Annotated in this window: 22 protein-coding genes; 12 read left to right on the top strand and 10 right to left on the bottom strand. The window is 57.9% G+C overall.

Going from position 1 to position 24,179, the window contains the following annotated elements; genetic code table 11:
• The first annotated feature begins 60 nt into the window (after window positions 1–60).
• Complete coding sequence (locus ACOTX7_RS09120) at window positions 61–810, top strand: SDR family oxidoreductase (RefSeq protein WP_221256020.1); 750 nt, start codon at window positions 61–63, stop codon at window positions 808–810.
• Here the strand turns inward: ACOTX7_RS09120 and ACOTX7_RS09115 are convergent.
• Genes ACOTX7_RS09115 through ACOTX7_RS09085 form a run of 7 tightly spaced genes read right to left on the bottom strand, consistent with a single transcriptional unit; the run spans window position 807 to window position 7,636 of the window.
• Window positions 807–1,733 (bottom strand): oligopeptide/dipeptide ABC transporter ATP-binding protein, encoded by a 927-nt coding sequence (locus tag ACOTX7_RS09115; protein ID WP_421626070.1) that lies wholly within the window; start codon window positions 1,731–1,733, stop codon window positions 807–809. The two genes, ACOTX7_RS09120 and ACOTX7_RS09115, sit on opposite strands and share 4 nt — an antisense overlap.
• Window positions 1,726–2,712, bottom strand: coding sequence for an ABC transporter ATP-binding protein (locus ACOTX7_RS09110; RefSeq protein ID WP_221256018.1), 987 nt, complete (start codon window positions 2,710–2,712; stop codon window positions 1,726–1,728). Before ACOTX7_RS09110 ends, ACOTX7_RS09115 begins: the two co-directional genes overlap by 8 nt.
• A complete protein-coding gene (ddpC, locus tag ACOTX7_RS09105) occupies window positions 2,709–3,605 on the bottom strand; it encodes a D,D-dipeptide ABC transporter permease (protein WP_221256017.1) in 897 nt (298 codons plus the stop codon). The genes ACOTX7_RS09110 and ddpC overlap by 4 nt, the downstream gene beginning before the upstream one ends.
• The gene (locus tag ACOTX7_RS09100) at window positions 3,602–4,624 is read right to left on the bottom strand and encodes an ABC transporter permease (protein ID WP_006810693.1); all 1,023 of its coding nucleotides are present in this window, start codon (window positions 4,622–4,624) and stop codon (window positions 3,602–3,604) included. Before ACOTX7_RS09100 ends, ddpC begins: the two co-directional genes overlap by 4 nt.
• A gap of 24 nt (window positions 4,625–4,648) precedes the next feature.
• Entirely contained in the window at window positions 4,649–6,181 is a 1,533-nt protein-coding gene (locus tag ACOTX7_RS09095; RefSeq protein ID WP_221256016.1) for an ABC transporter substrate-binding protein, read from the bottom strand.
• Between the two features lie 15 nt (window positions 6,182–6,196).
• Window positions 6,197–6,769 carry a D-alanyl-D-alanine dipeptidase gene (gene ddpX / locus ACOTX7_RS09090; RefSeq protein ID WP_221256015.1) on the bottom strand — a complete coding sequence of 191 codons (573 nt, stop codon included), beginning with the start codon at window positions 6,767–6,769 and terminating at the stop codon, window positions 6,197–6,199.
• A gap of 12 nt (window positions 6,770–6,781) precedes the next feature.
• Entirely contained in the window at window positions 6,782–7,636 is an 855-nt protein-coding gene (locus ACOTX7_RS09085; RefSeq protein WP_006810690.1) for a MurR/RpiR family transcriptional regulator, read from the bottom strand.
• Between the two features lie 267 nt (window positions 7,637–7,903).
• Between ACOTX7_RS09085 and ACOTX7_RS09080 the strand changes: the two genes are divergently transcribed.
• The 11 genes from ACOTX7_RS09080 (at window position 7,904) to dsbG (ending at window position 20,868) form a co-directional block, all read left to right on the top strand.
• On the top strand, window positions 7,904–9,379 hold the full coding sequence (locus ACOTX7_RS09080) for an alpha/beta hydrolase (protein WP_221256014.1): 1,476 nt from the start codon (window positions 7,904–7,906) through the stop codon (window positions 9,377–9,379).
• Window positions 9,380–9,465: 86 nt separating this feature from the next.
• The gene (locus tag ACOTX7_RS09075) at window positions 9,466–10,677 is read left to right on the top strand and encodes a diguanylate phosphodiesterase (protein ID WP_221256013.1); all 1,212 of its coding nucleotides are present in this window, start codon (window positions 9,466–9,468) and stop codon (window positions 10,675–10,677) included.
• 88 nt (window positions 10,678–10,765) lie between these two features.
• Window positions 10,766–11,662, top strand: a complete 897-nt coding sequence (locus tag ACOTX7_RS09070) for an aminoimidazole riboside kinase (protein WP_221256012.1) — start codon at window positions 10,766–10,768, stop codon at window positions 11,660–11,662.
• 170 nt (window positions 11,663–11,832) lie between these two features.
• Complete coding sequence (locus tag ACOTX7_RS09065; protein WP_221256011.1) at window positions 11,833–13,350, top strand: carbohydrate porin; 1,518 nt, start codon at window positions 11,833–11,835, stop codon at window positions 13,348–13,350.
• Between the two features lie 66 nt (window positions 13,351–13,416).
• Complete coding sequence (locus ACOTX7_RS09060; protein ID WP_421626069.1) at window positions 13,417–14,787, top strand: sucrose-specific PTS transporter subunit IIBC; 1,371 nt, start codon at window positions 13,417–13,419, stop codon at window positions 14,785–14,787.
• Entirely contained in the window at window positions 14,787–16,193 is a 1,407-nt protein-coding gene (locus ACOTX7_RS09055; RefSeq protein ID WP_221256010.1) for a sucrose-6-phosphate hydrolase, read from the top strand. The genes ACOTX7_RS09060 and ACOTX7_RS09055 overlap by 1 nt, the downstream gene beginning before the upstream one ends.
• Window positions 16,194–16,221: 28 nt before the next feature.
• A complete protein-coding gene (locus ACOTX7_RS09050) occupies window positions 16,222–17,238 on the top strand; it encodes a LacI family DNA-binding transcriptional regulator (protein ID WP_006810683.1) in 1,017 nt (338 codons plus the stop codon).
• 95 nt (window positions 17,239–17,333) lie between these two features.
• On the top strand, window positions 17,334–18,884 hold the full coding sequence (locus tag ACOTX7_RS09045; protein WP_221256009.1) for a methyl-accepting chemotaxis protein: 1,551 nt from the start codon (window positions 17,334–17,336) through the stop codon (window positions 18,882–18,884).
• A gap of 189 nt (window positions 18,885–19,073) precedes the next feature.
• Window positions 19,074–19,487, top strand: a complete 414-nt coding sequence (locus ACOTX7_RS09040) for a hypothetical protein (protein WP_221256008.1) — start codon at window positions 19,074–19,076, stop codon at window positions 19,485–19,487.
• Window positions 19,488–19,492: 5 nt separating this feature from the next.
• Window positions 19,493–20,050: an RNA polymerase sigma factor gene (locus ACOTX7_RS09035; RefSeq protein WP_221257248.1), complete on the top strand. Its 558-nt coding sequence runs from the start codon at window positions 19,493–19,495 to the stop codon at window positions 20,048–20,050.
• Window positions 20,051–20,091: 41 nt separating this feature from the next.
• Window positions 20,092–20,868, top strand: a complete 777-nt coding sequence (gene dsbG, locus ACOTX7_RS09030) for a thiol:disulfide interchange protein DsbG (protein ID WP_221256007.1) — start codon at window positions 20,092–20,094, stop codon at window positions 20,866–20,868.
• Between the two features lie 38 nt (window positions 20,869–20,906).
• Here the strand turns inward: dsbG and ACOTX7_RS09025 are convergent, their stop codons facing one another.
• The 3 genes from ACOTX7_RS09025 to ACOTX7_RS09015 all read right to left on the bottom strand — a co-directional run bounded on the left by ACOTX7_RS09025 (window position 20,907) and on the right by ACOTX7_RS09015 (window position 24,104).
• Complete coding sequence (locus tag ACOTX7_RS09025; protein ID WP_221256006.1) at window positions 20,907–22,196, bottom strand: glycoside hydrolase family 10 protein; 1,290 nt, start codon at window positions 22,194–22,196, stop codon at window positions 20,907–20,909.
• Window positions 22,197–22,203: 7 nt separating this feature from the next.
• On the bottom strand, window positions 22,204–22,491 hold the full coding sequence (locus ACOTX7_RS09020) for a VF530 family DNA-binding protein (protein ID WP_221256005.1): 288 nt from the start codon (window positions 22,489–22,491) through the stop codon (window positions 22,204–22,206).
• 131 nt (window positions 22,492–22,622) lie between these two features.
• Window positions 22,623–24,104, bottom strand: coding sequence for a UbiD family decarboxylase (locus tag ACOTX7_RS09015; protein WP_221256004.1), 1,482 nt, complete (start codon window positions 24,102–24,104; stop codon window positions 22,623–22,625).
• Window positions 24,105–24,179 lie beyond the last annotated feature (75 nt).

The raw sequence follows: 24,179 nt of genomic DNA, 5'->3' as shown, positions 1-24,179 counted from the left end.
TAAAGTCTGCCTGACGCGGGCAAACGCTCCTCTTTTACATCACAACAGAAGGTTATGAGTATGAATACAACGCTTGCAGGAAAAATCGCTCTGGTGACCGGCGGCAGCACCGGTATTGGTCTCGCAACGGCACAGGAGCTGGCGGCGCAGGGAGCGAAGGTCTATATCACCGGACGTCGTCAGGCCGAACTGGATGCTGCCCGGGCAGACATTGGCGCCGCGGCGGTAGCTATCCGCGCGGACGTCTCCAGAATGGCCGATCTGGATGCGGTTTACGCGCAGATTGCTAAAAAAGAAGGACGACTCGATATTCTGTTCGCCAACGCCGGGGGCGGCGACATGCTGCCGCTGGGCGCCATCACCGAAGAGCAGTTTGACCGGATTTTTGCCACCAACGTGCGCGGCGTGCTGTTCACCGTCCAGAAAGCGCTGCCGCTGCTCTCCTCTGGTTCATCCATTATCCTCACCGGATCGACGGTTTCGATTAAGGGAACGGCGAATTTCAGCGTCTACAGCGCCAGTAAAGCCGCCGTGCGTAACTTTGCCCGCTCCTGGGCGCTGGACTTACAGGGCCGCGGGATACGCGTCAACGTCGTCAGCCCTGGCCCCGTGAAAACGCCCGGTCTTGGCGATCTGGTTCCCGAAGAACAGCGTCAGGGATTATACGATGCGCTGGCGGCCCAGGTGCCGCTGGGTCGCCTGGGCGCGCCGGGTGAAGTCGGGAAAGCCGTGGCGTTTCTGGCATCCGATGCCGCCAGCTTTATTAACGCCACGGAGCTGTTTGTCGATGGCGGGATGGCGCAAATCTAGCGGTTACGCCAGCAGCGTACGCTTCGGCCTCCCTCTGCGGGCTGAAGCAGCTGCGGCCGTTCGCACCCCTCTGTTGCCAGCGGGCAGCGGTCGCGAAAATAGCACCCATCGGGCAGGTGGCGATTACCCGGGAGATCGGTTTTGCGTAATGCCAGGTCTTCGTCCAGCGGTTCTCCGGTACGGGGAACGGAGTCAAGCAGCAGCTGCGTATACGGATGCCGCGGCTGTCCCAGCACCTGGTCCGCCGGACCCAGCTCCACAATCTGCCCCAGATACATCACCGCCACCCGGTCGCTCATGTGCCGGACCACCGAGACGGTGTGCGAGATCAGCACGTAGGTCAGATTGCGCTGCTGTTGCAGGGCAACCAGCAAATTGAGGATCTGCGCCTGGACGGAAATATCCAGCGCGCTGGTGGGTTCATCCAGCACGATGATGTCCGGATCCGAGGAGAGCGCCCGAGCAATGGCGATGCGCTGACGCTGGCCGCCGGAAAACGCATGCGGCAGACGGTCAAGATATTCCGCTCGAATGCCCACCTGCTGCGCCAGCGTCTCAGCCAGCTGGCGACGCTCCCGTTCGCTGCGGCGTTGCTGGATCCACACCGGCTCGGTGATGATGCGCCAGACGGGTAAACGTGGATCGAGAGACGAGAGCGGGTCCTGAAATACCATCTGCATACCGCCTGCCGCATTCGCGCGCTGACACGCACCGGTACTCGGTTGGAGCATGCCCATAAGCAGCTGAGCCAGCGTGCTTTTCCCACAGCCGGATTCCCCTACCACGCCCAGCGTTTCCCCGCGATGGATCCGGAGATCCATGCCGTTCAGAGCGTGCACCTGCTCCGTCACGCGCCCGAGCCAGTTTTTGCGTGCAGGAAAATTCACATGCACGCTGTCCAGTTCCAGCAGTACCTCAGACATGGCGTGTCTCCTGTTGTGGGTACCAGCAGGCTGCCTGCTGGCCTTCTGCGCCCGTGGAAATTAAGCGCGGCGTTTCACCGCATTTCGCTCCGGCCGCAAAACAGCGTTCGCGAAAGGCACATCCGCGTGGCAGGTGGCTGAGGTTAGGCACCGTGCCGGGAATAGCCGGGAGGATCTCGCGCGGTTCACCATTTTCCGGGGCACACCGCAGCAGGCCAATGGAATAGGGGTGTACAGGATGGTGAATTAAGGTCTGCGTGCTGCCGCTTTCGATCACGCTGCCTGCGTACATGACGTACATCCGGTCACAAAGCTGCGAGACGACCGCCATATCGTGGCTGATAAACAGCACCGACGTCCCGCTGGCGCGCGCTTTATGTTTCAACAGCCGTAGCACCTGGCGCTGAACGGTCACATCCAGCGCGGTGGTCGGTTCATCGGCAATGATCAGCTCCGGCTCGCAGGAGAAGGCGAGGGCGATCATCACCCGCTGGCGCATACCGCCGGAAAGCTCAAACGGATAGCGGTCCATCACCTGCGCCGCGTCCGGAATTTGCATCTCGCCCAGCAGGGCGACCGCCTTCTGCTGCGCGTCGCGGCGTGAAAGCGGCTGATGCTGGCGGATCACCTCCACCATCTGCCTGCCAATCCGGCGCGTGGGGTTGAGCGCCGTCATCGGCTCCTGAAAAATCATCGCCACCCTGGCGCCGCGCCACTGGCGAAGCTGTTTTTCTGATGCGTTCAGCACATCTTCCCCGAGCAGCGTCACCCGGCCATGGTGAACATGGTAACTGCCTTCCGGCAGCAGGCGCATCGCCAGCATCGCGGTGACCGATTTTCCCGAACCCGACTCGCCCACCACGCCGACAATTTCACCCCGGCCAATCTCCAGCGAAACGTGGTTCAGCGCATGTACATCGCCGCGAAAAATGGGGAAGCTCAGGTGCAAATCTTCAATCGATAATACGGAATCACTCATGACTGCTTCCCTCCTGATTTGGGATCCAGCAGGTCGCGAAGACCATCGCCAAACAGATTAAACCCGACCGCCGTGATCAAAATTGCCGCCCCCGGAAACGCGCAATACCACCACTGGTCTAGCACGTAGTTACGCCCGACGGCCACCATCGCGCCCCATTCGGCGGTGGGCTGCTGCGCGCCTAATCCGATAAAGCCCAGCGTGGCGGCCATCAGAATGGCGCTGCCGATATCCAGCGACGCCTGCACGATCAGCGGCGGCAGGGCGTTACGCAGGATATGCCAGCTGATCAGGTGCCAGCGCGATGCACCAAAAGTGCGGGCGGCCTGCACGTAGGTGAACTGACGCACGACCAGCGTCTGGCCACGCGCCAGCCGCACGTAAAACGGAATGCGCACGATCGCAATCGCCAGCATCGCGTTAAACAGGCTTGGGCCGAGCGCGGCGGCCAGCGCCATGGTCAGCACCAGCGAGGGGATGGAGAGCATAATGTCCATGATGCGCATGATGATGGCGTCGCCGCGTCCGCCGAGTACGCCGGACAAACAGCCGAGCAGCGAACCGATGCCGCCCGCAATCACCACCACCGCCAGCCCCGCCGTGATGGACTGCTGGCTGCCCACCAGCACGCGGCTGAACAGATCCCGTCCCACCTCATCGGTACCAAACCAGTGCTGGGACGAAGGCGCCTGCAAGCGGGCGGTCAGATCCAGCGCGTTCGGATCGTGCGGGACGATCCACGGCGAGACCACCATCATCAGCAGCATCACGATCATAATGACTCCGCCGATCAGCGTGAGCGGGCTTTTGCGCAACATCCAGAACAGCTTTGCCCAGTTGATGCGCTGTTTAGCGGTGCTGACGGGGACGGGCGTTTCCTGAGTTAACATCATTCGGCACCTCCGCGCCCGATTCGCGGGTCAATCCACAGATACAGCAGATCGACCACCAGATTAACGAAGACATAGGCCAGCGACACCACGACCGCAAAGCCCATGACGGCAGGGAAATCCAGCGCCTGAATGGAGGTCACCACCCAGGCGCCCATCCCTGGCCAGGCAAACACGGTTTCGGTGAGGACTGCCCCGTACAGCAGATCGCCCAGCGCCAGCCCGAGCACGGTAATGGAGGGGATCATGGCGTTGGGTAAGGCATAGCGCAGCACGATGTACCAGCCCGGCAACCCGCTTGCGCGGGCGGTACGAATGTAATCCTCGCTCAGCTGCTCCAGCATCGCGGAACGTACCTGACGCGCTACGATCCCCAGATGGACAAAAGCAAGCGTCAGGGAGGGTAAAATCAGGTGCTGTAGGGCGTTAAAAAACACTTCGCCGTTGCCTTCCAGCAGGGCGTCCAGCAGATAAAACCCGGTAACGTGGGCGGGGGGATCGAGCCAGTCGTCCAGCCTGCCGCCGCCGGGCAGAATTTGCAGCTGCCCGTAGAACAGAACGATAACCCCCAGTCCCAGCCAGAAGGCAGGCGTCGAAATGCCCGTCATCGCCATCAGCCGCACCAGGTGATCCAGCCAGCGGTTACGGTACACCGCCGATAAAATGCCCAGCGGCACGCCAATCACCAGCGCCAGCAGCAAAGAGCAGAAGGCCAATTCCAGCGTGGCGGGGAAAAAGGCTTTCAAATCTTCCGCAACGGGGCGACCGGTGCGAATGGATGTGCCCAGATCGCCGTGCGCCAGCGCCTCTACATAGCGGCCAAACTGAATGTAGAGCGGTTGATCCAGCCCCAGCTGCTGGCGGATGCCTTGCACGATGTCATCGCTGGCGCGGTCACCCGCCAGCAGGCGGGCCGGATCGCCGGGGATCAGGTGTGAAATAATAAAAGTAATAATACAGACACCGGCCACCACCAGGATTAACCCCCAGCAGCGCTGGCGCACAATGCTCCAGAACGTCATACACTTCCCCCCCGGCGTGGGCCGTTACTTACTCATGGTGGCGATGTTAAAGACCTGCTCAAGCATCGGGTTAAAGGTGAAGCCTTTGACCTCTTTGTTCATCGCCAGCTGGTAGTTCTTCTGGAACAGATAAACGTAAGCCGCTTCGTCAATCACCACTTTCTGCGCCTGCTGGTAATCTTTGGTGCGTTCCGCCTGATCGGTAGTTTTCAGTGCCGCCTGCAACAAGGCGTCGACCTCTTTGTTCTCATAGAATGAGCGGTTGCCCGGCAGCCCTTTTTTGTCCGATTCGAACCAGTAGTTCATGAACATATACGGGTCAGCGAAGTCCGGACTCCAGTTACCAATCGCAATGTCATAATCACCTTTGCCGACGCGGTCGCGCATGGTGGCGTTCGCCAGTTTCTCCAGCTTGACGTTGATTCCGAGCTTGCTCAGACTCGCCTGCGTGGAGAGGGCGATAGGCTCCCAGTTCGGGTCGTTATCGGAGTAGAGGAACGTCAGGCTGGCGGGTTTATCGTTGACCTTCTCCAGCGCTGCTTTGGCTTTCGCCTCGTCAAAGCTGTACTGCATGGCGTTCGCATCAAAGCCCCACATGCCTTCCGGGATCGGGCCGCGCATCTGCTTGCCGTTCCCGCTGAGAATGCCTTTCACCATTCCCTGATAGTCGGTGGCCCAGGAGACCGCGCGGCGCAAATCCACCTGATTCATCGGAGGCTTACTGTTGTTCAGATAGAGGTAGGTCACCCGCAGGGACGGGTATTCCGCCACGGCCACTTTGCCTTCCTGCTTCAGGGCGGCGAGCTGATCCACCGGCAGGGCGTCGGCGATATCCAGATCGCCACGGGAAAGTTGCAGGCGACGCGAGGCGCTTTCACCGATAATCTTCACCGAGACGCGCTTAAAGTGCGGTTTTTCGCCCGGCCAGTGTGGGTTGGGCACCATCACCAGCTGTTGACCTTTCCGCCAGCTTTTCAGCATAAACGGGCCGGAACCCGCGGTGTTTTGCGCCAGGAAACCGCGCGCATCGTCGGCGGCATTGGCTTTCAGCACCGCCGGGTTGACGATCGACGCGCCGTCATTGGCCAGTGTGTAGAGGAACGGGGCAAACGGCTGGCTGAGGGTGAATTTCACCGTATGCGCATCCACCGCGTCCACTTTCAAATCTTTCGGAAACGCTTCGGACGGCCCCTGGTTGATTTTCAGCAGACGTTCAAACGACAGCTTGACCGCTTCGGCGCTCACCGGCGTGCCGTCGGAAAATTTTGCATTATCCGCGAGGGTGAACGTCCACTCCTTCTGGTCGTCTGACGCCTTCCAGCCCGTCGACAAATCGCCTTCCACCTCCGTGGTGCCAGGCTTGTATTTCACCAGACGCTGGTACGAAGGGTAGGTCACCGTCCAGTCGTTGTTATCGATAGTGACCGCCGGATCCAGCGTTTGCGGATCGGCAGCTTTCCCAATTACCAGCATATCTTTTGGCACCGCCGCCAGCGCGAGTGGGGCGCTCAGGGCGAGCGTAGCGGCAATCAGGGTAGTAAGCAGCGTTGTTTTCATGGCCGGGCTCCAGAATTACAGTGAGTGTGTGGTCGGATAACAGGCGAACTGGTCATCTAACAGCGGATAGCTGGCGGCATTCGGCAGTTCGAAATGCCACCACTCGCTGCTGATGCCCACAAAACCGCCGCCGTACATCACGGCGTTCAGGAGCAGACGATTACGCTGCGCCTCGGGCGGAACGGAAGGGTGCCAGGCATGAGACCGGTCGTGCATTTCGTCAAACCCGGCCCCCATATCCAGCACATTGTCGTGTTCATCCATCAGCGTGACGTCAATGGCGGTGCCCCGGCTGTGGTTAGAGCCAATGGCGACATCCACCACGTATTCCGGATTGGGGCAGGCATCCCAGAGTTGCGCCTGCGCCTGCTGAGGGCGGTAGGCGTCGTAAACCACCAGTTTCAGACCCGCGAGCGCTGCGATGCTGATCGATTTCGCCAGCGCGGTGGCGGCATCCGTATGCAGCAGGCACGCGGCCTGCTGGTAGATCGGGCGGCCGGTAATGTTATCGGCGGTCGCGTATTTCAGATCGATATGCAGCGTGGGAAAGGTTTTCGCCACATCAATCAATTGACTCTCTTCAGGCATAGCTCCGCTCCTTTAGCGTTCAAATTGACCAAACTCTTGTTGTAGTTGTCGGTTGATTGCCAGACGCTCCGGCAGCGCATCTCCCAGCGCCTCCACAACGCCCGACAGCAGCAGGTTGAACAGACAGCTCACCGGCGCCAGCGAATCCCAGAAATGGCCGGTATCGGTCTTCACCTGGAGTAAATCAATCGGGTAATCCCGCGCCCACGGGCACCAGATATCGGTGATCAGCGCCATCGACAGGCCTTTTTCACTCGCCACGCGGCAGTACTGACGGGCAATGGCGGAGTAGGCGCGGGTATCCGTCAGCACGATATACGGGTTTGCAAAGCCGGAGTTAAGCGACTCCACCCAGCTGCCGGAGAGCCCCTCGGAATAGCTCACCCGCGGGCGCAGATACTCCAGATGGCTGAAGAATGCATTGGCGATCCCGCGCGTGGACTGGATCCCCAGCACGAAGACGGCATCGGCATGGGTAAGGTGCTGGACCACCTGCCTGAACGTTTCGCTTTGCGCCAGCTGGTAGACATGGGCAATGGCGTCCACCTCCAGCGACAGGGAGTGCTGAAGGCGATCTGACAGCGGCTGTTGCTGTTTCCAGGAGTCAAGACGCTCGTTAATGCCCCAGGGCTGGTGGGGATCGCGCAGGCTTTTTTTGGCATCATCCAGGTTGCGATAGCCCAGCTTGCGCAGAAAGCGTCCGACGGTGATCCCGCTGGTGGACGTGGCCAGCGCCACGCTCTCTGCCGTTTCAAAGGGGATCTGCCCGACGTGCGCCAGCATCCAGCTTGCCACCCGCTTTTCGCTCGGGGTGAGCTGGCTGAAAGTTGCTTCGATACGGCTCAACACCTCAGGTTTGGTCGTCATACCGCCTCGCTGTTAACTGGCTGTCAAAGGCCGGGTTTCTGTTACCGGATTAACAATGCAGGACGCGTGCCATGTTCACATTGCGGCGAAAACGCGCTGTGCAGCAAAGTTAATGCAATATTTGTTTAACAGATGATCAACATTTGTGCAGCGTAGTTCACTTTTGGTGCAGTGTCCGGGTTGAGGGGTATCTATTTGGTGAATACGTCAGTCTCTTCACATTTTTTGGTAAGATGCATGCTCTGGGAATAAGAGAGGGAGCCTCACATGGCGAATTTGCCCTGGCGGGTCAGCGTGCGCCTGATGGCTCTCGCAAAAAAAATAGCGATGGTCATCGGGATCATTGTGCTCGTTCTGCTGGCGGTGCGGGTTTATCTTTCGCAGCAGGGACCAGCCCTGCATCACTGGCACACCTGGCGGGCGGACGAAATGTCCGTGCAGGAGATAGATAACGCGAGCTTCGCGGCTTACGTCGCGCGGGAAAACGCCATCTTCACCGCTCTTGACGCGGAGGTGACGGCGAAAGTCACCCCCGCAGAGCGCACGCCGCTGAACCGCTATTACCGTCAAAGCCTGGTGTGGCCAGGACACTTTTCCCCGGATGTGAACCGGTCGTTTGTGCTGATGCCTGCCGGAAAACCGCGCGGAGCGGTTGTGTTGCTGCACGGTCTGACGGATTCCCCCTACAGCGTCAGGCATCTGGCCCTGAATTATCAAAAGCACGGCTTTGTGGCCGTTGTGCCGCGGTTACCCGGACACGGCACGGCACCGGGCGCGCTGACAAATGTTGAGTGGGAGGCATGGCTGGCGGCAACGCGCCTTGCGGTTCGTGAAGCGACGCGCCTGACGGGGAACGATCTCCCCCTGCATCTGGTGGGCTACTCCAACGGCGGGGCGCTGGCGATGAAATACGCCCTCGACGCCCTTGATGCGCCTGAACTGCGTAAACTTCAGCAGATTGTTTTGCTGTCACCGATGATTGGCGTCACGGCATTTGCGCGCTTTGCCGGATTCGCCGGGCTACCGGCCCTGTTACCGGCGTTTGCGAAAGCTGCATGGCTCAACATTTCGCCGGAATACAATCCCTATAAATACAATTCGTTCCCGGTGAATGCGGCACGTCAGTCGTGGCTGCTTACCCGGGCGCTGCATGAGCAGATAAATCGCGATGTTCATGACCACAAACTGACGCAGTTCCCGCCGGTACTTGCTTTCCAGTCGGTGATGGATTCAACGGTCAGTACCCGCGCCGTGGTGACCGGGCTGTTTGACCAGCTTCCGGCAAACGGCAGCGAACTGGTGGTATTTGATATCAACCAGGCCGGGAGTTTCCGCCCCTTGTTTAAGCCCGCATCCTGGACGGCGGTGGCTGACCTGCTGCCCGAGGCAAAAAGACGTTACAGTGTCACTATTGTCACCAACGCCAGCGCCGACAGGTTTGATATGGTGGCAAAAACAACGCCAGCGGGTAGCACCCAGCAATCGGTGGTGCCGCTGTCGGTCTCGTATCCGCAGGAGGTATATTCCCTGTCACATGTTGCCATTCCGTTCCCGCCTGATGACGATCTGTATGGCCGCCATCCTGACGTGAAAAACCGCTATGGAATTAGCCTCGGGACGATTGCCCTGTGGGGAGAAACATCGGTGCTGAGCGTCGGCAAAGATGCGCTGATGCGCGTGACGTCGAATCCGTTCTATGACTATATGCAGACGCGGATCGACAGCCGTATCAGGGAGCATTAAGCCCGGCGTGGAATAGATTAGGTCACACCGGGGAACTGTGTTAAACAGTACCGTTCAGGCGTATACACCATATCGGACCCGTTTTTGTGCTGACAACTCTTATTTATCGAAGCCAGTTGAGCTTAACCTGTACCTCAGCAGCGTTAAGCGCGCTGGTTGAACAGGCCAGGATCCGAAACACGGAGCAGGGCATTTCCGGCATTCTTCTCTCCCGCGGTCATGACGTTCTGCAAATTCTTGAAGGCACGGAACAGAGCGTGGTCGCGCTTTTTAACACCATCCGTGCGGATGACCGGCATACCGGCGTGGTGGAGCTGATGCGCGATTACGGTCCGCGCAGACGTTTTGATAACGTGGGAATGCTGCTGTTTGACCTGGATGTTGAGACCCCGAAAGCGGTTCTGGCGTCGGTTCTGCATTACAGCAAGCTGGAAAGCTATCTGACTTCTGAGGATCGGGTCTTCAAATTCATTCAGACCTTTATTACCGGCAAAGCCGCGGTTCCACCCGCATCGGATTATGAGCCTGATAAATGGACGCTTTCGCCTGAGCGCGCCCCGTTTGGCGAAGGGTTAGGCCTGCTGGCGGGTCAGCCCTGTCAGTTTGCGCTGCAACCGATTATCGAGCCGTCCGAAGGCAAAATTAGCTCCCTTGAAGCGCTCATACGCGGAAACGACGGCGGCAGCCCGGAGCATTTCTTCCGTAGTCTCGATCGCGAACAGATTTACCAGGTCGACCTGGAAACCAAAGCCTGGACCTTTGCGCTGGCACAAAAGCTGGGCATTGGCAGCCACAAACTGGCGGTTAACCTGCTGCCAATGTCGCTGGTCAACGTGCCGGGTGCGGTAGAGTTCCTGGTCACGCAGATCAAAAAGCACGGACTTCAGCCAGAGCAGGTGATCATTGAAGTCACTGAGAACGAGATGATCTCTGGCTTCAACCAGTTTAACAGCGCCATTAAACAGCTGCGTGCGGAAGGGGTTGGGCTGGCGATAGATGATTTTGGTTCTGGCTATGCCGGGCTGTCGCTGCTTACCCGGTTCCAGCCGGATAAGCTCAAAATCGACAGGGAGATCGTCAGCGATATCCACCTGAGCGGACCGAAGCAGGCGATTATGAAGTCGATAATCAGCTGCTGCACCGATCTGGAAATTACGCTGGTCGCAGAAGGCATAGAGAAGACAGAAGAGTGGTGCTGGCTTGAATCCGCCGGTATTCGCCGCTTCCAGGGCTTTTTGTTCGCCCGCCCGCTGCTCAACGGTGTGGGTGATATTCACTGGCCCCACCGGCTGCGTTAAGCAAATTTTCCCTCGCCATATTTCCCCGACACAATGCCTGTGCTTAAATAGCTAAATCGGTTTAACATGATTTAGCTAAGAAGGTGATATGGAGACGATCTGGGTACTTGGCGATGCAGTGGTGGATCTTCTGCCCGACGGAGAGGGCAAACTGCTGCGATGTCCGGGCGGCGCACCGGCCAACGTTGCAGTGGGGATTGCGCGTCTGGGCGGCAGAAGTGCATTTATCGGTCGGGTGGGCGACGATCCCTTCGGGCGCTTTATGCAAAAAACGCTTGAGAATGAGAAAGTGAATACAGAACGGTTGCGTCTGGATCCGCAGCATCGCACCTCTACGGTGGTGGTGGATCTTGATGATGACGGAGAACGTACCTTTACTTTTATGGTGCGCCCGAGCGCTGATCTTTTCCTCGATGCTGCCGACCTCCCGCCATTCCGCGCGGGGGAGTGGCTGCACGTCTGCTCTATCGCGCTCAGCGCCGAACCCAGCCGTTCCGCGACGTTTCATGCGATGTCCGCGATCAGACAGGCGGGGGGATTCGTCAGCTTTGACCCGAATATTCGCGCCGATCTCTGGCACTATGAAGTGGAGTTGCGCCACTGTCTTGAGCGGGCATTAACCTGTGCCGATGTGGTGAAAATCTCGGTGGAAGAGCTGGCGTTCATAACCGGGAATGCGCAGGTCCATGAGGGGCTGGCGGCGCTGATGCGCGCCTGTACGGCCAGGCTGGTGCTGGTGACGCAGGGCAAAGAGGGCGTAACCGCCTGGCAGGAAGGGGCGTTGACGCACTATCCTGCATCGCCCGTGGAATGCGTTGATACCACCGGCGCGGGGGATGCTTTCGTCGCCGGGCTGCTGTTCGGTCTGGCACATGATGGCGAAGCCCGTCTCTCAGAGGTCATCACGCTGGCGCAGCGCTGCGGGGCGCTGGCCACAACCGCAAAAGGGGCAATGACCGCGCTGCCTTACCATCACGAACTGTAATTCCTCTTTCAGGGCCGTCGGACGACGGCCTGAATTGTCGCCTCGATCACACTTACTAAAACGGTTTAGCAAAAAACGTTGCCGATCCAAAATTCGGCGGTTTAGTATCAGCAACCTAAACCGGTTTAGCAATTTAGCACTTTCACTGTAATTTTTAGGGATGCGACAAAATGTATAAAAAACGCAGACTTGCCGTGATGATAGGCATGCTGGCCGGCAGTACCTCTGTTTTTGCCCAGACGGATATGACACGTATTGAAGCGCGTCTGGCGGCGCTGGAGCAGCGTTTGCAGGAGGCGGAAACCCGCGCGCAGGTGGCTGAAAAGCGCGCCACGGCAGCGGAACAGAAAACGCAGCAGCTGGTGGCCGCGCAACAGAAAGCGCAAACCACCACGCAGGCGGTGGCGCAGCGTACCACGGCGCTGGAGGAGAAAGCCGATCGGACAGGCGGCTTTGAGTTTCACGGTTACGCCCGTTCCGGCCTGCTGATGAACGACGCGGCCTCCAGCAGCAAAAGCGGCCCTTATCTGACGCCCGCCGGAGAAACGGGCGGGGCCATCGGGCGTCTGGGGAACGAAGCGGATACCTACGTTGAGCTGAATGTTGAGCACAAACAGACGCTGGAGAGCGGTGCGACGACGCGCTTTAAGGCGATGCTGGCCGACGGCCAGAAAACCTATAACGACTGGTCGGCAGACAGCAGCGACCTGAACATTCGTCAGGCCTTTGCCGAACTGGGTAATCTGCCGGACTTTACCGGTGCGCTGAAGGGCAGCACCTTCTGGGCGGGTAAGCGTTTTGACCGCGACAACTTCGACATTCACTGGCTGGATTCCGACGTGGTGTTTCTCGCCGGGACCGGCGGTGGCGTCTACGACGTGAAGTGGAACGATACGCTGCACAGTAACTTCTCCCTTTATGGCCGTAACTTCGGCAGCGAAGAGGAGATCGACAACAACGTTCAGAACTACATCCTCAGCATGAACCACTTTGCCGGGCCGGTGCAGATGATGGTCAGCGGCTTACGGGCAAAAGATAATGACGATCGTAAGGACAGCAATGGCGATCCGATTAAAACCGACGCGGCGAATAACGGGGTACATGCCCTGGTGGGTCTGCATAACGAGAGTTTCTACGGCCTGCGGGAAGGTTCCGCCAAAACGGCGCTGCTTTACGGCCACGGTCTGGGTGCCGAGGTGAAAAGCATTGGTTCAGACGGCGCGCTGCTTTCAGAAGCCGATACCTGGCGCTTTGCAAGTTACGGTGTCACGCCGCTGGGCGGTGGCTGGCACATTGCGCCCGCCGTACTGGCGCAAAGCAGTAAGGATCGCTACGTGAAGGGCGACAGCTATGAGTGGGTCACGCTCAATACGCGGCTAATCAAAGAGGTGACCCAGAATTTCGCGCTGGCGTTCGAGGGCAGCTATCAGTACATGGATTTACACCCGGAAGGCTACAAGGATCGCAATGCGGTTAACGGCAGCTTCTACAAGCTGACCTTCGCCCCGACGTTAAAGGCGGGCAAGATTGGCGATTTCTTCAGCCGTCCGGAGCTGCGTCTGTTCGCCACCTGGATGGACTGGAGCAGCAAGCTGGATAACTACGCCAGCGATGACGCCTTTGGCAGCAGTGGCTTCAACGCGGGCGGGGAATGGAACTTTGGGGTGCAGATGGAAACCTGGTTTTAACCCTTCACGCTCCCGCACTGCGGGGGCGTTTCGAACATCATAAAAAGAGGTCAGGAAGAGGTATCTATGGATTTTAATCATATTGCGCGCGAGCTTATTCCGCTGCTCGGTGGCAAAGAGAACATTGCCAGCGCAGCACACTGCGCCACGCGCCTTCGTCTGGTGCTGGTCGACGATGCGCTCGCCGACCAGCAGGCCATCGGTCAGGTTGAAGGCGTGAAAGGCTGTTTCCGGAACGCCGGGCAGATGCAGGTGATCTTCGGCACCGGGGTGGTGAATAAGGTTTACGCGGCGTTTATTCAGGCGGCAGGAATTAGCGAGTCCAGTAAATCGGAAGCGGCGGATATTGCAGCCCGCAAGCTGAACCCGTTCCAGCGTATCGCGCGTTTGCTCTCCAACATCTTCGTGCCGATTATCCCGGCGATCGTGGCCTCGGGTCTGCTGATGGGGCTGCTCGGGATGGTAAAAACCTACGGCTGGGTTAATCCGGATAACGCGCTCTATATCATGCTGGATATGTGCAGCTCGGCGGCGTTTATCATTCTGCCGATCCTGATTGGCTTCACCGCCGCGCGGGAGTTTGGCGGCAACCCGTATCTGGGGGCAACGCTCGGCGGCATTCTGACGCACCCGGCGCTGACCAACGCCTGGGGCGTAGCGTCCGGCTTCCACACCATGAACTTCTTCGGTCTTGAAATCGCCATGATTGGCTATCAGGGAACCGTCTTCCCGGTGCTGCTGGCGGTGTGGTTTATGAGTATTGTGGAAAAACAGCTGCGCCGGGCGATACCGGATGCGTTAGACCTTATCCTGACGCCGTTCCTGACCGTCATTGTCTCCGGCTTCATCGCGTTGTTGATTATTGGCCCCGCGGGACGCGCGCTGGGCGACGGGATCTCCTTCATTCTCAGCACCCTGATTGCCCACGCAGGCTGGCTGGCCGGGCTGTTGTTTGGCGGGCTGTACTCGGTGATTGTCATTACCGGTATTCACCATAGCTTTCACGCCATCGAAGCCGGGCTGCTGGGTAACCCGTCGATAGGCGTTAACTTCCTGCTGCCGATCTGGGCGATGGCGAACGTAGCGCAGGGCGGGGCGTGTCTGGCGGTGTGGTTCAAAACCCGTGATGCCAAAATCAAAGCCATTACCTTACCGTCGGCGTTTTCCGCGATGCTGGGCATCACCGAAGCGGCGATTTTTGGTATCAACCTGCGTTTCGTGAAGCCGTTTATCGCGGCGCTGATTGGTGGTGCTGCGGGCGGTGCCTGGGTGGTGTCGGTGCATGTCTACATGACCGCCGTTGGGCTGACGGCGCTTCCCGGCATGGCGATCGTCCAGGCCAGCTCGCTGCTCAACTATATTATCGGCATGGTGATTGCCTTTGGCGTGGCGTTCACCGTCTCTCTGCTGCTGAAATATAAGACGGACTCTGAATAATGACGTTAACTTCCCGCTGGCCTGCCGTGTTGCAGGCCGTTATGCAAGGCCAGCCGCGTGCGCTGGCGGACAGCCATTATCCGCAGTGGCATCCCGCGCCGGTGACGGGGTTGATGAACGATCCGAACGGATTTATCTGGTTCGCCGGGCGCTACCACCTGTTTTATCAGTGGAACCCGCTGGGCTGCGACCATCGCTATAAGTGCTGGGGACACTGGAGCTCAGCAGATCTGGTGCACTGGCAGCACGAGCCAATGGCGCTGATGCCCGACGAAGAGTACGACCGCAACGGCTGTTACTCCGGCAGCGCCGTGGATAACAACGGCGTGCTGACCCTGTGCTATACCGGCAACGTTAAGTTTGACGATGTTGGCCGCACCGCCTGGCAGTGTCTGGCGGTGCAAAATGACGATGGCACGTTTGCCAAACTGGGGCCGGTATTGCCCCTGCCGAACGGGTACACCGGGCACGTCCGCGATCCGAAAGTATGGCGCCATGACGGGCGGTGGCACATGGTGCTTGGCGCGCAGGACCGGCAAAAGCGCGGCAAGGTGCTGCTGTTTACGTCAGCCGATTTGCACACCTGGACGTCCTGCGGTGAAATCGCCGGTCACGGCGTTAACGGACTCGCAGACGCAGGTTATATGTGGGAGTGCCCGGATCTGTTTGCGCTGGATGGCACACACGTCTTGATCTGCTGCCCACAGGGGCTGGCGCGCGAACCGCATCGCTATCTCAATACCTTTCCGGCAGTCTGGATGAGTGGGGCATTTGATTATCAAACGTCTGCATTTGCGCACGGCGAACTGCATGAGCTTGACGCCGGTTTCGAGTTTTATGCGCCGCAAACCACGGTGGCTGAAGATGGCCGCCGCATCCTCATCGGCTGGATGGGCGTGCCGGACGGCGAGGAGATGCTCCAGCCTACGCGGGCGCACGGCTGGATCCACCAGATGACCTGTCCACGGGAGCTGCGCTACCGCGACGCTAAGCTCTGGCAAACGCCGGTACGTGAGCTGGAAACGCTGCGCGAGAGTGAACATCACTGGCAGGGCCGCGCCGACGCTGCGCCGGTACTGGCGGGAGCGCGTCTTGAGTTCGAAGTGAGCGCATCGAGCGTGAATGTGGATTTTGCCGGTGCGTTGCGTCTGGTTGTGGATGACGAGGGGCTACGTCTGGAACGCGCCAGCCTGAAAACCGGAGAGACGTTGACCCGCTACTGGCGGGGCCATGTTCATCATTTACGCGTGTTGTGTGACCGTTCCAGCGTCGAAATTTTCATCAATCACGGTGAAGGCGTCATGAGCAGCCGCTATTTTCCTGACCATCCGGCTCAGGTGCGCTTCGAAGGTGCGTCCGACATCACATTACGCTACTGGTCGCTGCGCAGCTGCATGATAGAATAGTGGTTTTGGCAGCCGGAACTAAGTCGTTGTGAGAAAAACAAAACGCGTCACCATTAAAGATATCGCGGCGCTGGCGGGGGTATCAAAAGCCACCGCCAGTCTGGTTCTGAACGGTCGCAGCAAAGAGCTTCGGGTGGCGGAGGAGACGCGCGAGCGCGTGCTGGCGATTGCCAAAGAACATCATTATCAGCCCAGTATTCACGCCCGTTCGCTGCGGGATAACCGCAGCCACACCATTGGTCTGGTGGTGCCGGAAATCACCAACTACGGTTTTGCCGTTTTTTCCCATGAGCTGGAGACTCTCTGCCGCGAGGCGGGTGTTCAACTGCTGATCTCCTGTAGCGATGAAAATCCGGGCCAGGAGACGGTGGTGGTCAATAACATGGTGGCCCGTCAGGTGGACGGGCTGATTGTCGCCTCCAGCATGCTCAACGACGCGGACTATCAAAAGCTGAGCGAACAGTTACCCGTGGTGCTCTTTGACCGTCATATGAACGACAGCTCTCTGCCGCTGGTCCTTACCGATTCGATTACCCCAACCGCCACTCTGGTGGCCGACATCGCCCGCCAGCATCCGGATGAGTTCTACTTCCTCGGCGGGCAGCCGCGGCTTTCCCCGACGCGTGACCGTCTGGAAGGGTTTAAGCAGGGGCTGCGCGATGCCAACGTCGAGTTACGTCCGGAGTGGATCATTCATGGTAATTACCATCCCAGCTCCGGCTATGAAATGTTTGCCGAGCTTTGCGCGCGTCTGGGCCGTCCGCCAAAAGCTCTCTTTACCGCCGCCTGCGGTCTGCTGGAAGGGGTGTTGCGCTATATGGGGCAACATAATCTGCTGCAAAGCGATATACGTCTGGCCAGCTTCGACGATCACTATCTCTATGATTCTCTGACCATTCCTGTCGATACCGTTCGTCAGGATAACCGACAGCTCGCCTGGCACTGCTTTGATCTGATTGGCAAACTGATTGAAGGGGAAACGCCGGAGCCGATCCAGCGTAAACTGGACGCCACCCTGCAACGGCGATATAAGGCTGCCAAGTGACGGTGTAACGTTTCCTGGATGCATCAATAACTTTAATTAATTAAAGATCTGATTCAGCCGATAACCAAAGGGAAATTATATCCCTGAGGTGTGTTATGTCGTTGAAAAAATCATCCCTGATTATCCTGTTTTCCCTGCTTTTCTTCTTTGTGGCCAGCATCCTTACCAGCGTTGGGCTCATCATTAAAAGTAATAATTCGCTGGATAATGTGAACAAAGAAATTCAGGTAGTTCTGTCCATTATTGACCCCATTAACCACAGCCGTACCCTGCGCGTCAGGGTCATGGAGTATGTGAAGATGGTGGAAGCGGGGGACGCCACCGACTCGTCTGCAAAACTGGCTTCGGTTAAAGAGGCGCTGACCAAAGCCGATAGTGCATTTTCGGCGTTTATGGCCTCGCCGCGTTTGCCGGATGAAGCCCCGCTGGTCGCTGCCTACCAGGAGGCGTGGCAAAACTACCGTAATCAGGGACTCGCGCGCCTGATTGCCGCTGCCGCCGCCCATGATGTGTCGCGTTTCAACGCCCTTATTCCCGTGGTGTCTCAACTCGATCGCCAATATGAAATTGTGCTCGACCAGGTTCTCTCCGTGCACCAGAAATACGCCAAAACGCTGAACGAGGATGCGAGTCGGAATTTCGTTTCGGGTCTGGTCATCATCGCCTGCATTGCGGTGCTGTTTGTGGTGGTGATCCTCGCCGTCAGCCTGCTGATGAAACGCGTGGTGTTTGCGCCGGTGAACCTGGCGCGCGAGCACTGTCGCCAGATTGCGGACGGGAAGCTGGACGTACCGGTACCGGTCAAGCGTGATTCCGGGAATGAAATCGATCACCTGATGTCCTCGATGGAGCAGATGCGCCAGGCGCTGCTCTCCACCATTTCTCAGGTGCGCGATGCCAGCCAGACCGTGACGCATGCGGCGCAGGAAATTGCCTCCGGCAATATCGACCTGGCTTCCCGTACCGAGCAACAGGCTTCGGCCCTGACCCAGACGGCCGCCAGCATGGAAGAGCTGAGCGCGACGGTGGCGAATAACACCGACAACGTTTTCCAGGCCGGTAAGCTGGTGCAGGATGCTGTAAAAAATGCCCATACCGGCGAAGCGGTAACCCGCGAAGTTATCGAAACGATGAATACTATCGCGTCCAATTCGAAGCGCATTGAGGACATCACCAGCGTTATCAACAGCATTGCTTTCCAGACCAACATTCTGGCACTGAACGCGGCCGTTGAAGCGGCGCGTGCCGGTACCCAGGGGCGAGGATTTGCCGTGGTGGCGAGTGAAGTTCGCACTCTGGCACAGAAAAGCGCAGTGGCGGCGAAGGATATTGAAAGCCTTATTGCCCAGTCTGTTTCCAGCGTGAAAAACGGTGCGGAACTGGTGAATCGTTCGGGAGAGGTGATTGATTCTATTATCAGCTCTGTGAATAAAGTGAACACGCTGATGGAACAGATTTCCGTTGCCTCTGAAGAGCAGAGCCGCGGGATTGGTCAGGTTGGGCAGGCCGTAACGGAGATGGACGGCGTAACCCAGCAGAACGCGGCGCTGGTGCAGCAGTCCGCCGCTGCGGCCGCCTCGCTGGAGGAACAGGCGCAGCAGCTGTCGCAGAGTATTTCGAGTTTCAGTTTGCCTGCAACGGCGTGATGTTCAGAGAGGCTCCTGATGGAGCCTTTTTAATGTCTGCATGTAGCCGCTGCACAATCTCCTTCAGCCAATACTGTTAACCATACAAACCCGTCATCACATAAATTTTATCTTTCCCCGGCAATATTTCTATTCCTCAATCGTCTACCTCATCAGAGATCATATTCATTCAACGTAAACGAGGTACACATGAGAAATTTTGATATGCATGGAAAAGGTCACGGGCATGGTTTGGGCCGCCATCGTATGGGCAAGGGCATCGTGATTGGCGCAGTCCTGTTTGTGGTGCTTGGCCTGCTGGTCATGTCCCTGTGGAACGCGTTGCTCCCGGCCATCCTGGGGGTTAAAGCCATTGGCTTCTGGCAGGCTCTGGGGATCCTGCTGCTGAGCCGCATTCTTTTCGGTGGTCTGGGTTTCCGTCCGGGCATGTTCGGTGCACACCGCCGTATGCACGAACAATGGATGAATATGAGTCCCGAACAACGTGAGGCCTTCATTCAGCAGCGTCGGGCAGGATTTGGGCGCCACGGCCATTGCCGGTGGCACGACGGCCGGGATGAGAAGCGAGATGATAACGCTGCGAAAGCGCCGGAAGCTGAGTGAGCAATATGAAAGCCGGTGAGGCGGGGGAATCATTACTGATCTCGGCACTCAATGCCTGCCGCGCGCGGCTAAAAGCCTTCATTCGCGGACGGACTGCGGTTCGTGATGATGTCGATGATATTCTTCAGGAAGTGACCTGGCAGTTGATGAAAGTGGAACAGCCGGTCGAGAACGTCGCCGCCTGGCTGTTTCGCGCTGCACGAAATGAGATGATCGACCGGGCGCGAAAAAAGCACGAGGTTTCACTGCCGGGGTACCTGACAGCAGATGACGAGGACTTTCCGGAGCAGGAGATTGCAGAAACGTTATTTGGCGTACCGCAAACGCCGGAGGAGGAGTATCTCAACATGCTGCTATGGGAAGAGTTGGGGCAAGCCCTGTCGGAACTGCCGCCACTTCAGCGCGAGGTGTTTGAAAAAACGGAATTTGAGGGCTACAGCATGAAGGTGCTGGCAGAGGAAACAGGCGACAGTGTGCAGGCGTTATTATCCCGCAAACACAAAGCTGTGCGATTTTTGCGTAGTCGCCTCAAGGATATTTATGAAGCGTTGACAGGGCAATAAACTTCGACCACTCTGAAAAACAATAATTTAGAGAGGTCGTTATGCTTCAACGGTTAGCAAAGAAAAAGGTGCTGTTACTCTCTGCTCTGATGGCTTCAGGGCTGGTCAGGGCAGAGGAGATGCTTCCGGATGTGGTGAAGCACTTCAGTGAACAGCAGGACATCAAAATCATTAAGAAAATTGACGCCCCCGGTGGCGCGCCAGCGTGGCTGGGGCAATATCAGGACATGGGCGTGACGCTCTTTCTGACGCCTGACGGAAAGCATGTGGTGTCTGGTTATCTTTATGATGAGAAGGGAACCAACCTCAGTGAGGCCTTTTTCCAGAAAGAGATCTACGCCCCGATGGGCCGCGAGATGTGGAAAAAGCTGAATGCGGCGCATCCGCTGAAAGAGGGTGCAGAGACTGCCCCGCGCAAAGTCTTTGTCTTTGCCGACCCGTTCTGCCCGTACTGCAAGCAGTTCTGGGCTGAAGCGCAGCCGTGGGTGACGGCCGGAAAGGTCCAGCTTAATACGCTGCTGGTCGCGTTTCTCAACCCGAACAGCGGGCGTAACGCCTCCGCCATCCTGAATGCGAAAGATCCGGTGTCGGCCTGGAAAGCGTACGAGCTGTCCGGCGGCAAAAAGCTGCCAAAGCCTGAAGGCGCAGCATCCCGGGAAACCGTTGAGATCCTGCAAAATCACCAGACGCTTATGGACAGTCTCGGGGCGAATGCCACACCGGCTATTTATTACCTTAATGAGCAAAACGAACTGCAACAGGTCGTGGGCATGCCAGACGCAAAACAGCTTGAGGCGATGTTCGGGCCGAAGCCATAAGAGAAAGGCAGAAACAGGGTGTTTCTGCCTTTTCTTCATCAGCTCCCCCAGCGTCCACGCAGATAATTTACGGCCTCCTGCGTCTGGGGCTGATTAAGATAATCTTCGCGGAACAGGATGGTGCCTTTTACGTCTGGCAGGGAATCGTTGAGATCGAGCTGTTTTTTCAGCTCCGGTACGCCGCCGTTTACCGTCCAGTCCGGCTCATTTCTGGAAGGCGCGCCCACTTTGTAGAGCGCGATCCCGATATACAGGCGGGTATGGGTCGGTTTCACCACGTCAGCCCACCATTTTGTCAGCACATCGTAGCGCGCTGCGTCGCGGGCGAAGGGCCAGTAGATCTGCGGCGCAATATAATCCAGTAAGCCCTGCTGTACCCATTTGCGCGTGTCAGCGTAGGACTCATCGTAGGCCGCGGCACCGCGCGTGTCCGAGCCTGCCGGATCGAAGGATCGGTTGCGCCAGACTCCCGCCGGGCTGACGCCAAATTCGACCTCAGGCTTTGCCTGCTTGATCGCCCTGGAGACCTGCACAATCAACTGCTGCGTATTGTGTCGACGCCAGTCCGCTTTTGACGCAAATCCCTCGCCATAGCGCCTGAAGGTCCAGGCATCATTCAGGGGGGACCCCGGCGTTTCGGTGTAAAAATAGTCGTCGAACTGAACGCCGTCGACAGGGTAGTGATTCACCACTTCCATCACCACCTGGGTTATCCATTCCCGCACCTCGGGAATGCCCGGGTCGAGAACAAAACGATCCCCCGAGGTGCGGATCCATTCCGGATGCTGGACGTATACGCTGGAAGGATGAAGCGACGAGGTGCGGTTAAGCGCGGCGATGGTCGACGGCTTTGTGTTGGTGGAAACGCGGTACGGGTTAAACCAGGCATGCACCTTCATCCCGCGCTTATGCGCTTCATCCAGCATAAACTGGAGGGGATCGTAACCGGGGTCTTCCCCGATAGTCCCCGTCAGGGTATCTGACCACGGCAGTATTTTAGAGGCCCACAGCGCCGTACTGTCCGGTTTGACCTGGAAAAAGACGGTGTTGATCCCAAGATTTTTCAGCTTATCGAGCTTGTCCGTCAGCGCCTTCTGCTGCTGGGCGATACGCTGCTCGGCGCTACGGCCATTCACCGAGGAAACGGGTGGCCAGTCGAGACGGGAGACGGTCGCCAGCCAGATCCCGCGCATGGGTTCGTTGGTCTGCTGTACTGGTTTCGCCTGCGGCAGCGGGGTAACGAGTGATTTAGGTGGTCTGGAGGTGCAACTTACCAGTAAAAGCGCGCAGCCAAGCAGCGCGCCAGTCCGTTTTACGTGTCGCATCATTTGCGTGTTAGCTCCTGGGTATCCGGCTGTCCGTCCAGGGATTAAAGGCCGGTTCGTCCTGTTCCCCGTTACCATCATCGTGAAGGGAGTCGAGGTAGAGGGCTTCAACTTCCGCCCGCGCCCATGGGGTGCGGCGCAGGAACTTCAGACTCGATTTAACGCTCGGGTCCTTGCGAAAACAGTTGATTTTGATTCGGTTGCCCAGTTCATTCCAGCCATATCGCGCAACCAGCGCGTTAACCTGCATTTCGAGCGTTACGCCATGCAAAGGATCGTTGGAAATATGTGCTGTCATAGGCGTCCGGTAGTCTCATTTTTTATGGGGATGTGATAAACGCTCAAAGGTTACAAGAAAGCAGGGGACGCGGCAATTTCAGCGTGAGGTTCTTCACCCGTGAAAGGGTGAAGAAGGTTTTCCGGTTAACGCTATTTTTTAAACAGTTCAGGCGCCCACGGTGTTGGATCTACCTCCATAAAGGGCGCACGCTCAAAGCGGGACTTCAGTGCCCAGGGCACCGTACAGTCGAAAATCGTTTTGCAGGTGATGCCGTTTCCACGAATGGAGGGGCTGTAGTCCGGCGCCTGAGACGGATCGAGCTGGTGTCCGCGGATCCCCGGCAGATGGGTGATGCTGACATCGCCCTGCATACGGGTGGTCATGGCCCACAAGATGTCGTCGCTGTCGAAAATATCCACATCTTCGTCGACGAGAATAATGTTTTTAAGCTCCGAATAGGTGGCTAACGCGATGAGTGCCGCCTGACCCTGACGCCCTTCGTCAGAAGGCTGACGTTTTTTCACCTGCAATACGCCAAGGAATTTGCCGCCGCCAGCGGTATGCGCATAGACGTTTTGCAGAAAACCGGGGATGGCTTCTTCCACCGCATTGCGGATGCTCGCCTCCGTTGGCAAACCGGCCAGCGTGGTGTGCTCTTCGCCCGGACCCACCAGGGTTTGCAGGATAGCCTGATGGCGCATCGTCACGGCCTTCACTTTGATTACCGGTAAGGAGGGGTTAGCCTCCCCGCAGTAGCCGGGGAATTCCGGCATGGCGTGCCCGGTGTGGGTATGCTGATCTTCTTCTACGCGCACGCCGGGCAGCAGTTCGCCTTCGATGATAATTTCCGCACGCGCTATCGCTTTTTCATTTACGGCCACGCCCTGCACCAGCTCGACGGGGGTCTGACGTAACGCACCGGCGACACCCAGCTCGTTATAGCCGAAGGGCGTAGTAGGGGCTTCGAAACAGGCACCAATGTAGATAGCGGGATCGAGGCCCATATTAATCGTGACCGGCAACGGTTTTCCCGCCTCCTCGGCTTTCTTACGGAACACTTCAATATGGCGGCCCGCGGCAAGGAACATGGAAAGCTCATCGCGTTCCTGAACGCAGAGGCGGTGAATAGTGACATCGGTCAGCGACGCGTCTTCCGGATCGCTTGCCAGCACCAGCCCCAGACAGAAGAACGGACCGGCATCTATCGGCGTGTTGGTCGGTGCCGGAAGCAATTTACGCAGATCAAAGTCCGGATCGTCGGCATAAAACACCTGTTCCTGACACGGCGCCTGGGTCGCCGGGACGACAACGGGAGCAATCGGGTTTTTCACGGCCTGGCCGACATGTTTTGCCAGTTCAGAGGGCTCGCAGCCCAGCAGGAGCGCCGCACGCTCGCGGCTGGCGTGCATTCCGACCAGAATACGGGAGTCGGGATACCCCTTAATCGCATTAAACATCATCGCCGGGCCGATGCGCGTCGGACGTTTTACCGTGCCGCCAGCACCAATGTGCCGGTACACACCCGCCAGCTCCGCGTCAGGATCGACCGGATGGCTGGTCTCAAGGTATTGACCTTCATGGCGTTTGAGCAGTTCGATAGCACTTCTGAGATCGTTGATGTGATTTTCCATATTTTCCCCCTCGGATGAATGCTTCCATTCTTAACCGGACGAAGAGGGCTATCAATTGCATCATTTATGCTATTT

Origin of the sequence: Enterobacter cloacae complex sp. IR5418, assembly GCF_049238105.1 — a bacterium.
GTDB classification, from domain to species: domain Bacteria; phylum Pseudomonadota; class Gammaproteobacteria; order Enterobacterales; family Enterobacteriaceae; genus Enterobacter; species Enterobacter hormaechei.
Note: the sequence above shows the minus strand (reverse complement) of the source record. Positions and strands in the feature narration are given on the sequence as shown.

Excerpts from the sequence above, each read along its gene's own strand:
- ACOTX7_RS09120 (WP_221256020.1), top strand. The coding sequence starts at position 61 with ATGAATACAACGCTTGCAGGAAAAATCGCTCTGGTGACCGGCGGCAGC.
- ACOTX7_RS09115 (WP_421626070.1), bottom strand. The coding sequence starts at position 1,733 with ATGTCTGAGGTACTGCTGGAACTGGACAGCGTGCATGTGAATTTTCCT.
- ACOTX7_RS09110 (WP_221256018.1), bottom strand. The coding sequence starts at position 2,712 with ATGAGTGATTCCGTATTATCGATTGAAGATTTGCACCTGAGCTTCCCC.
- ddpC (WP_221256017.1), bottom strand. The coding sequence starts at position 3,605 with ATGATGTTAACTCAGGAAACGCCCGTCCCCGTCAGCACCGCTAAACAG.
- ACOTX7_RS09100 (WP_006810693.1), bottom strand. The coding sequence starts at position 4,624 with ATGACGTTCTGGAGCATTGTGCGCCAGCGCTGCTGGGGGTTAATCCTG.
- ACOTX7_RS09095 (WP_221256016.1), bottom strand. The coding sequence starts at position 6,181 with ATGAAAACAACGCTGCTTACTACCCTGATTGCCGCTACGCTCGCCCTG.
- ddpX (WP_221256015.1), bottom strand. The coding sequence starts at position 6,769 with ATGCCTGAAGAGAGTCAATTGATTGATGTGGCGAAAACCTTTCCCACG.
- ACOTX7_RS09085 (WP_006810690.1), bottom strand. The coding sequence starts at position 7,636 with ATGACGACCAAACCTGAGGTGTTGAGCCGTATCGAAGCAACTTTCAGC.
- ACOTX7_RS09080 (WP_221256014.1), top strand. The coding sequence starts at position 7,904 with ATGGCGAATTTGCCCTGGCGGGTCAGCGTGCGCCTGATGGCTCTCGCA.
- ACOTX7_RS09070 (WP_221256012.1), top strand. The coding sequence starts at position 10,766 with ATGGAGACGATCTGGGTACTTGGCGATGCAGTGGTGGATCTTCTGCCC.
- ACOTX7_RS09065 (WP_221256011.1), top strand. The coding sequence starts at position 11,833 with ATGTATAAAAAACGCAGACTTGCCGTGATGATAGGCATGCTGGCCGGC.
- ACOTX7_RS09060 (WP_421626069.1), top strand. The coding sequence starts at position 13,417 with ATGGATTTTAATCATATTGCGCGCGAGCTTATTCCGCTGCTCGGTGGC.
- ACOTX7_RS09055 (WP_221256010.1), top strand. The coding sequence starts at position 14,787 with ATGACGTTAACTTCCCGCTGGCCTGCCGTGTTGCAGGCCGTTATGCAA.
- ACOTX7_RS09045 (WP_221256009.1), top strand. The coding sequence starts at position 17,334 with ATGTCGTTGAAAAAATCATCCCTGATTATCCTGTTTTCCCTGCTTTTC.
- ACOTX7_RS09040 (WP_221256008.1), top strand. The coding sequence starts at position 19,074 with ATGAGAAATTTTGATATGCATGGAAAAGGTCACGGGCATGGTTTGGGC.
- ACOTX7_RS09035 (WP_221257248.1), top strand. The coding sequence starts at position 19,493 with ATGAAAGCCGGTGAGGCGGGGGAATCATTACTGATCTCGGCACTCAAT.
- dsbG (WP_221256007.1), top strand. The coding sequence starts at position 20,092 with ATGCTTCAACGGTTAGCAAAGAAAAAGGTGCTGTTACTCTCTGCTCTG.
- ACOTX7_RS09025 (WP_221256006.1), bottom strand. The coding sequence starts at position 22,196 with ATGATGCGACACGTAAAACGGACTGGCGCGCTGCTTGGCTGCGCGCTT.
- ACOTX7_RS09020 (WP_221256005.1), bottom strand. The coding sequence starts at position 22,491 with ATGACAGCACATATTTCCAACGATCCTTTGCATGGCGTAACGCTCGAA.
- ACOTX7_RS09015 (WP_221256004.1), bottom strand. The coding sequence starts at position 24,104 with ATGGAAAATCACATCAACGATCTCAGAAGTGCTATCGAACTGCTCAAA.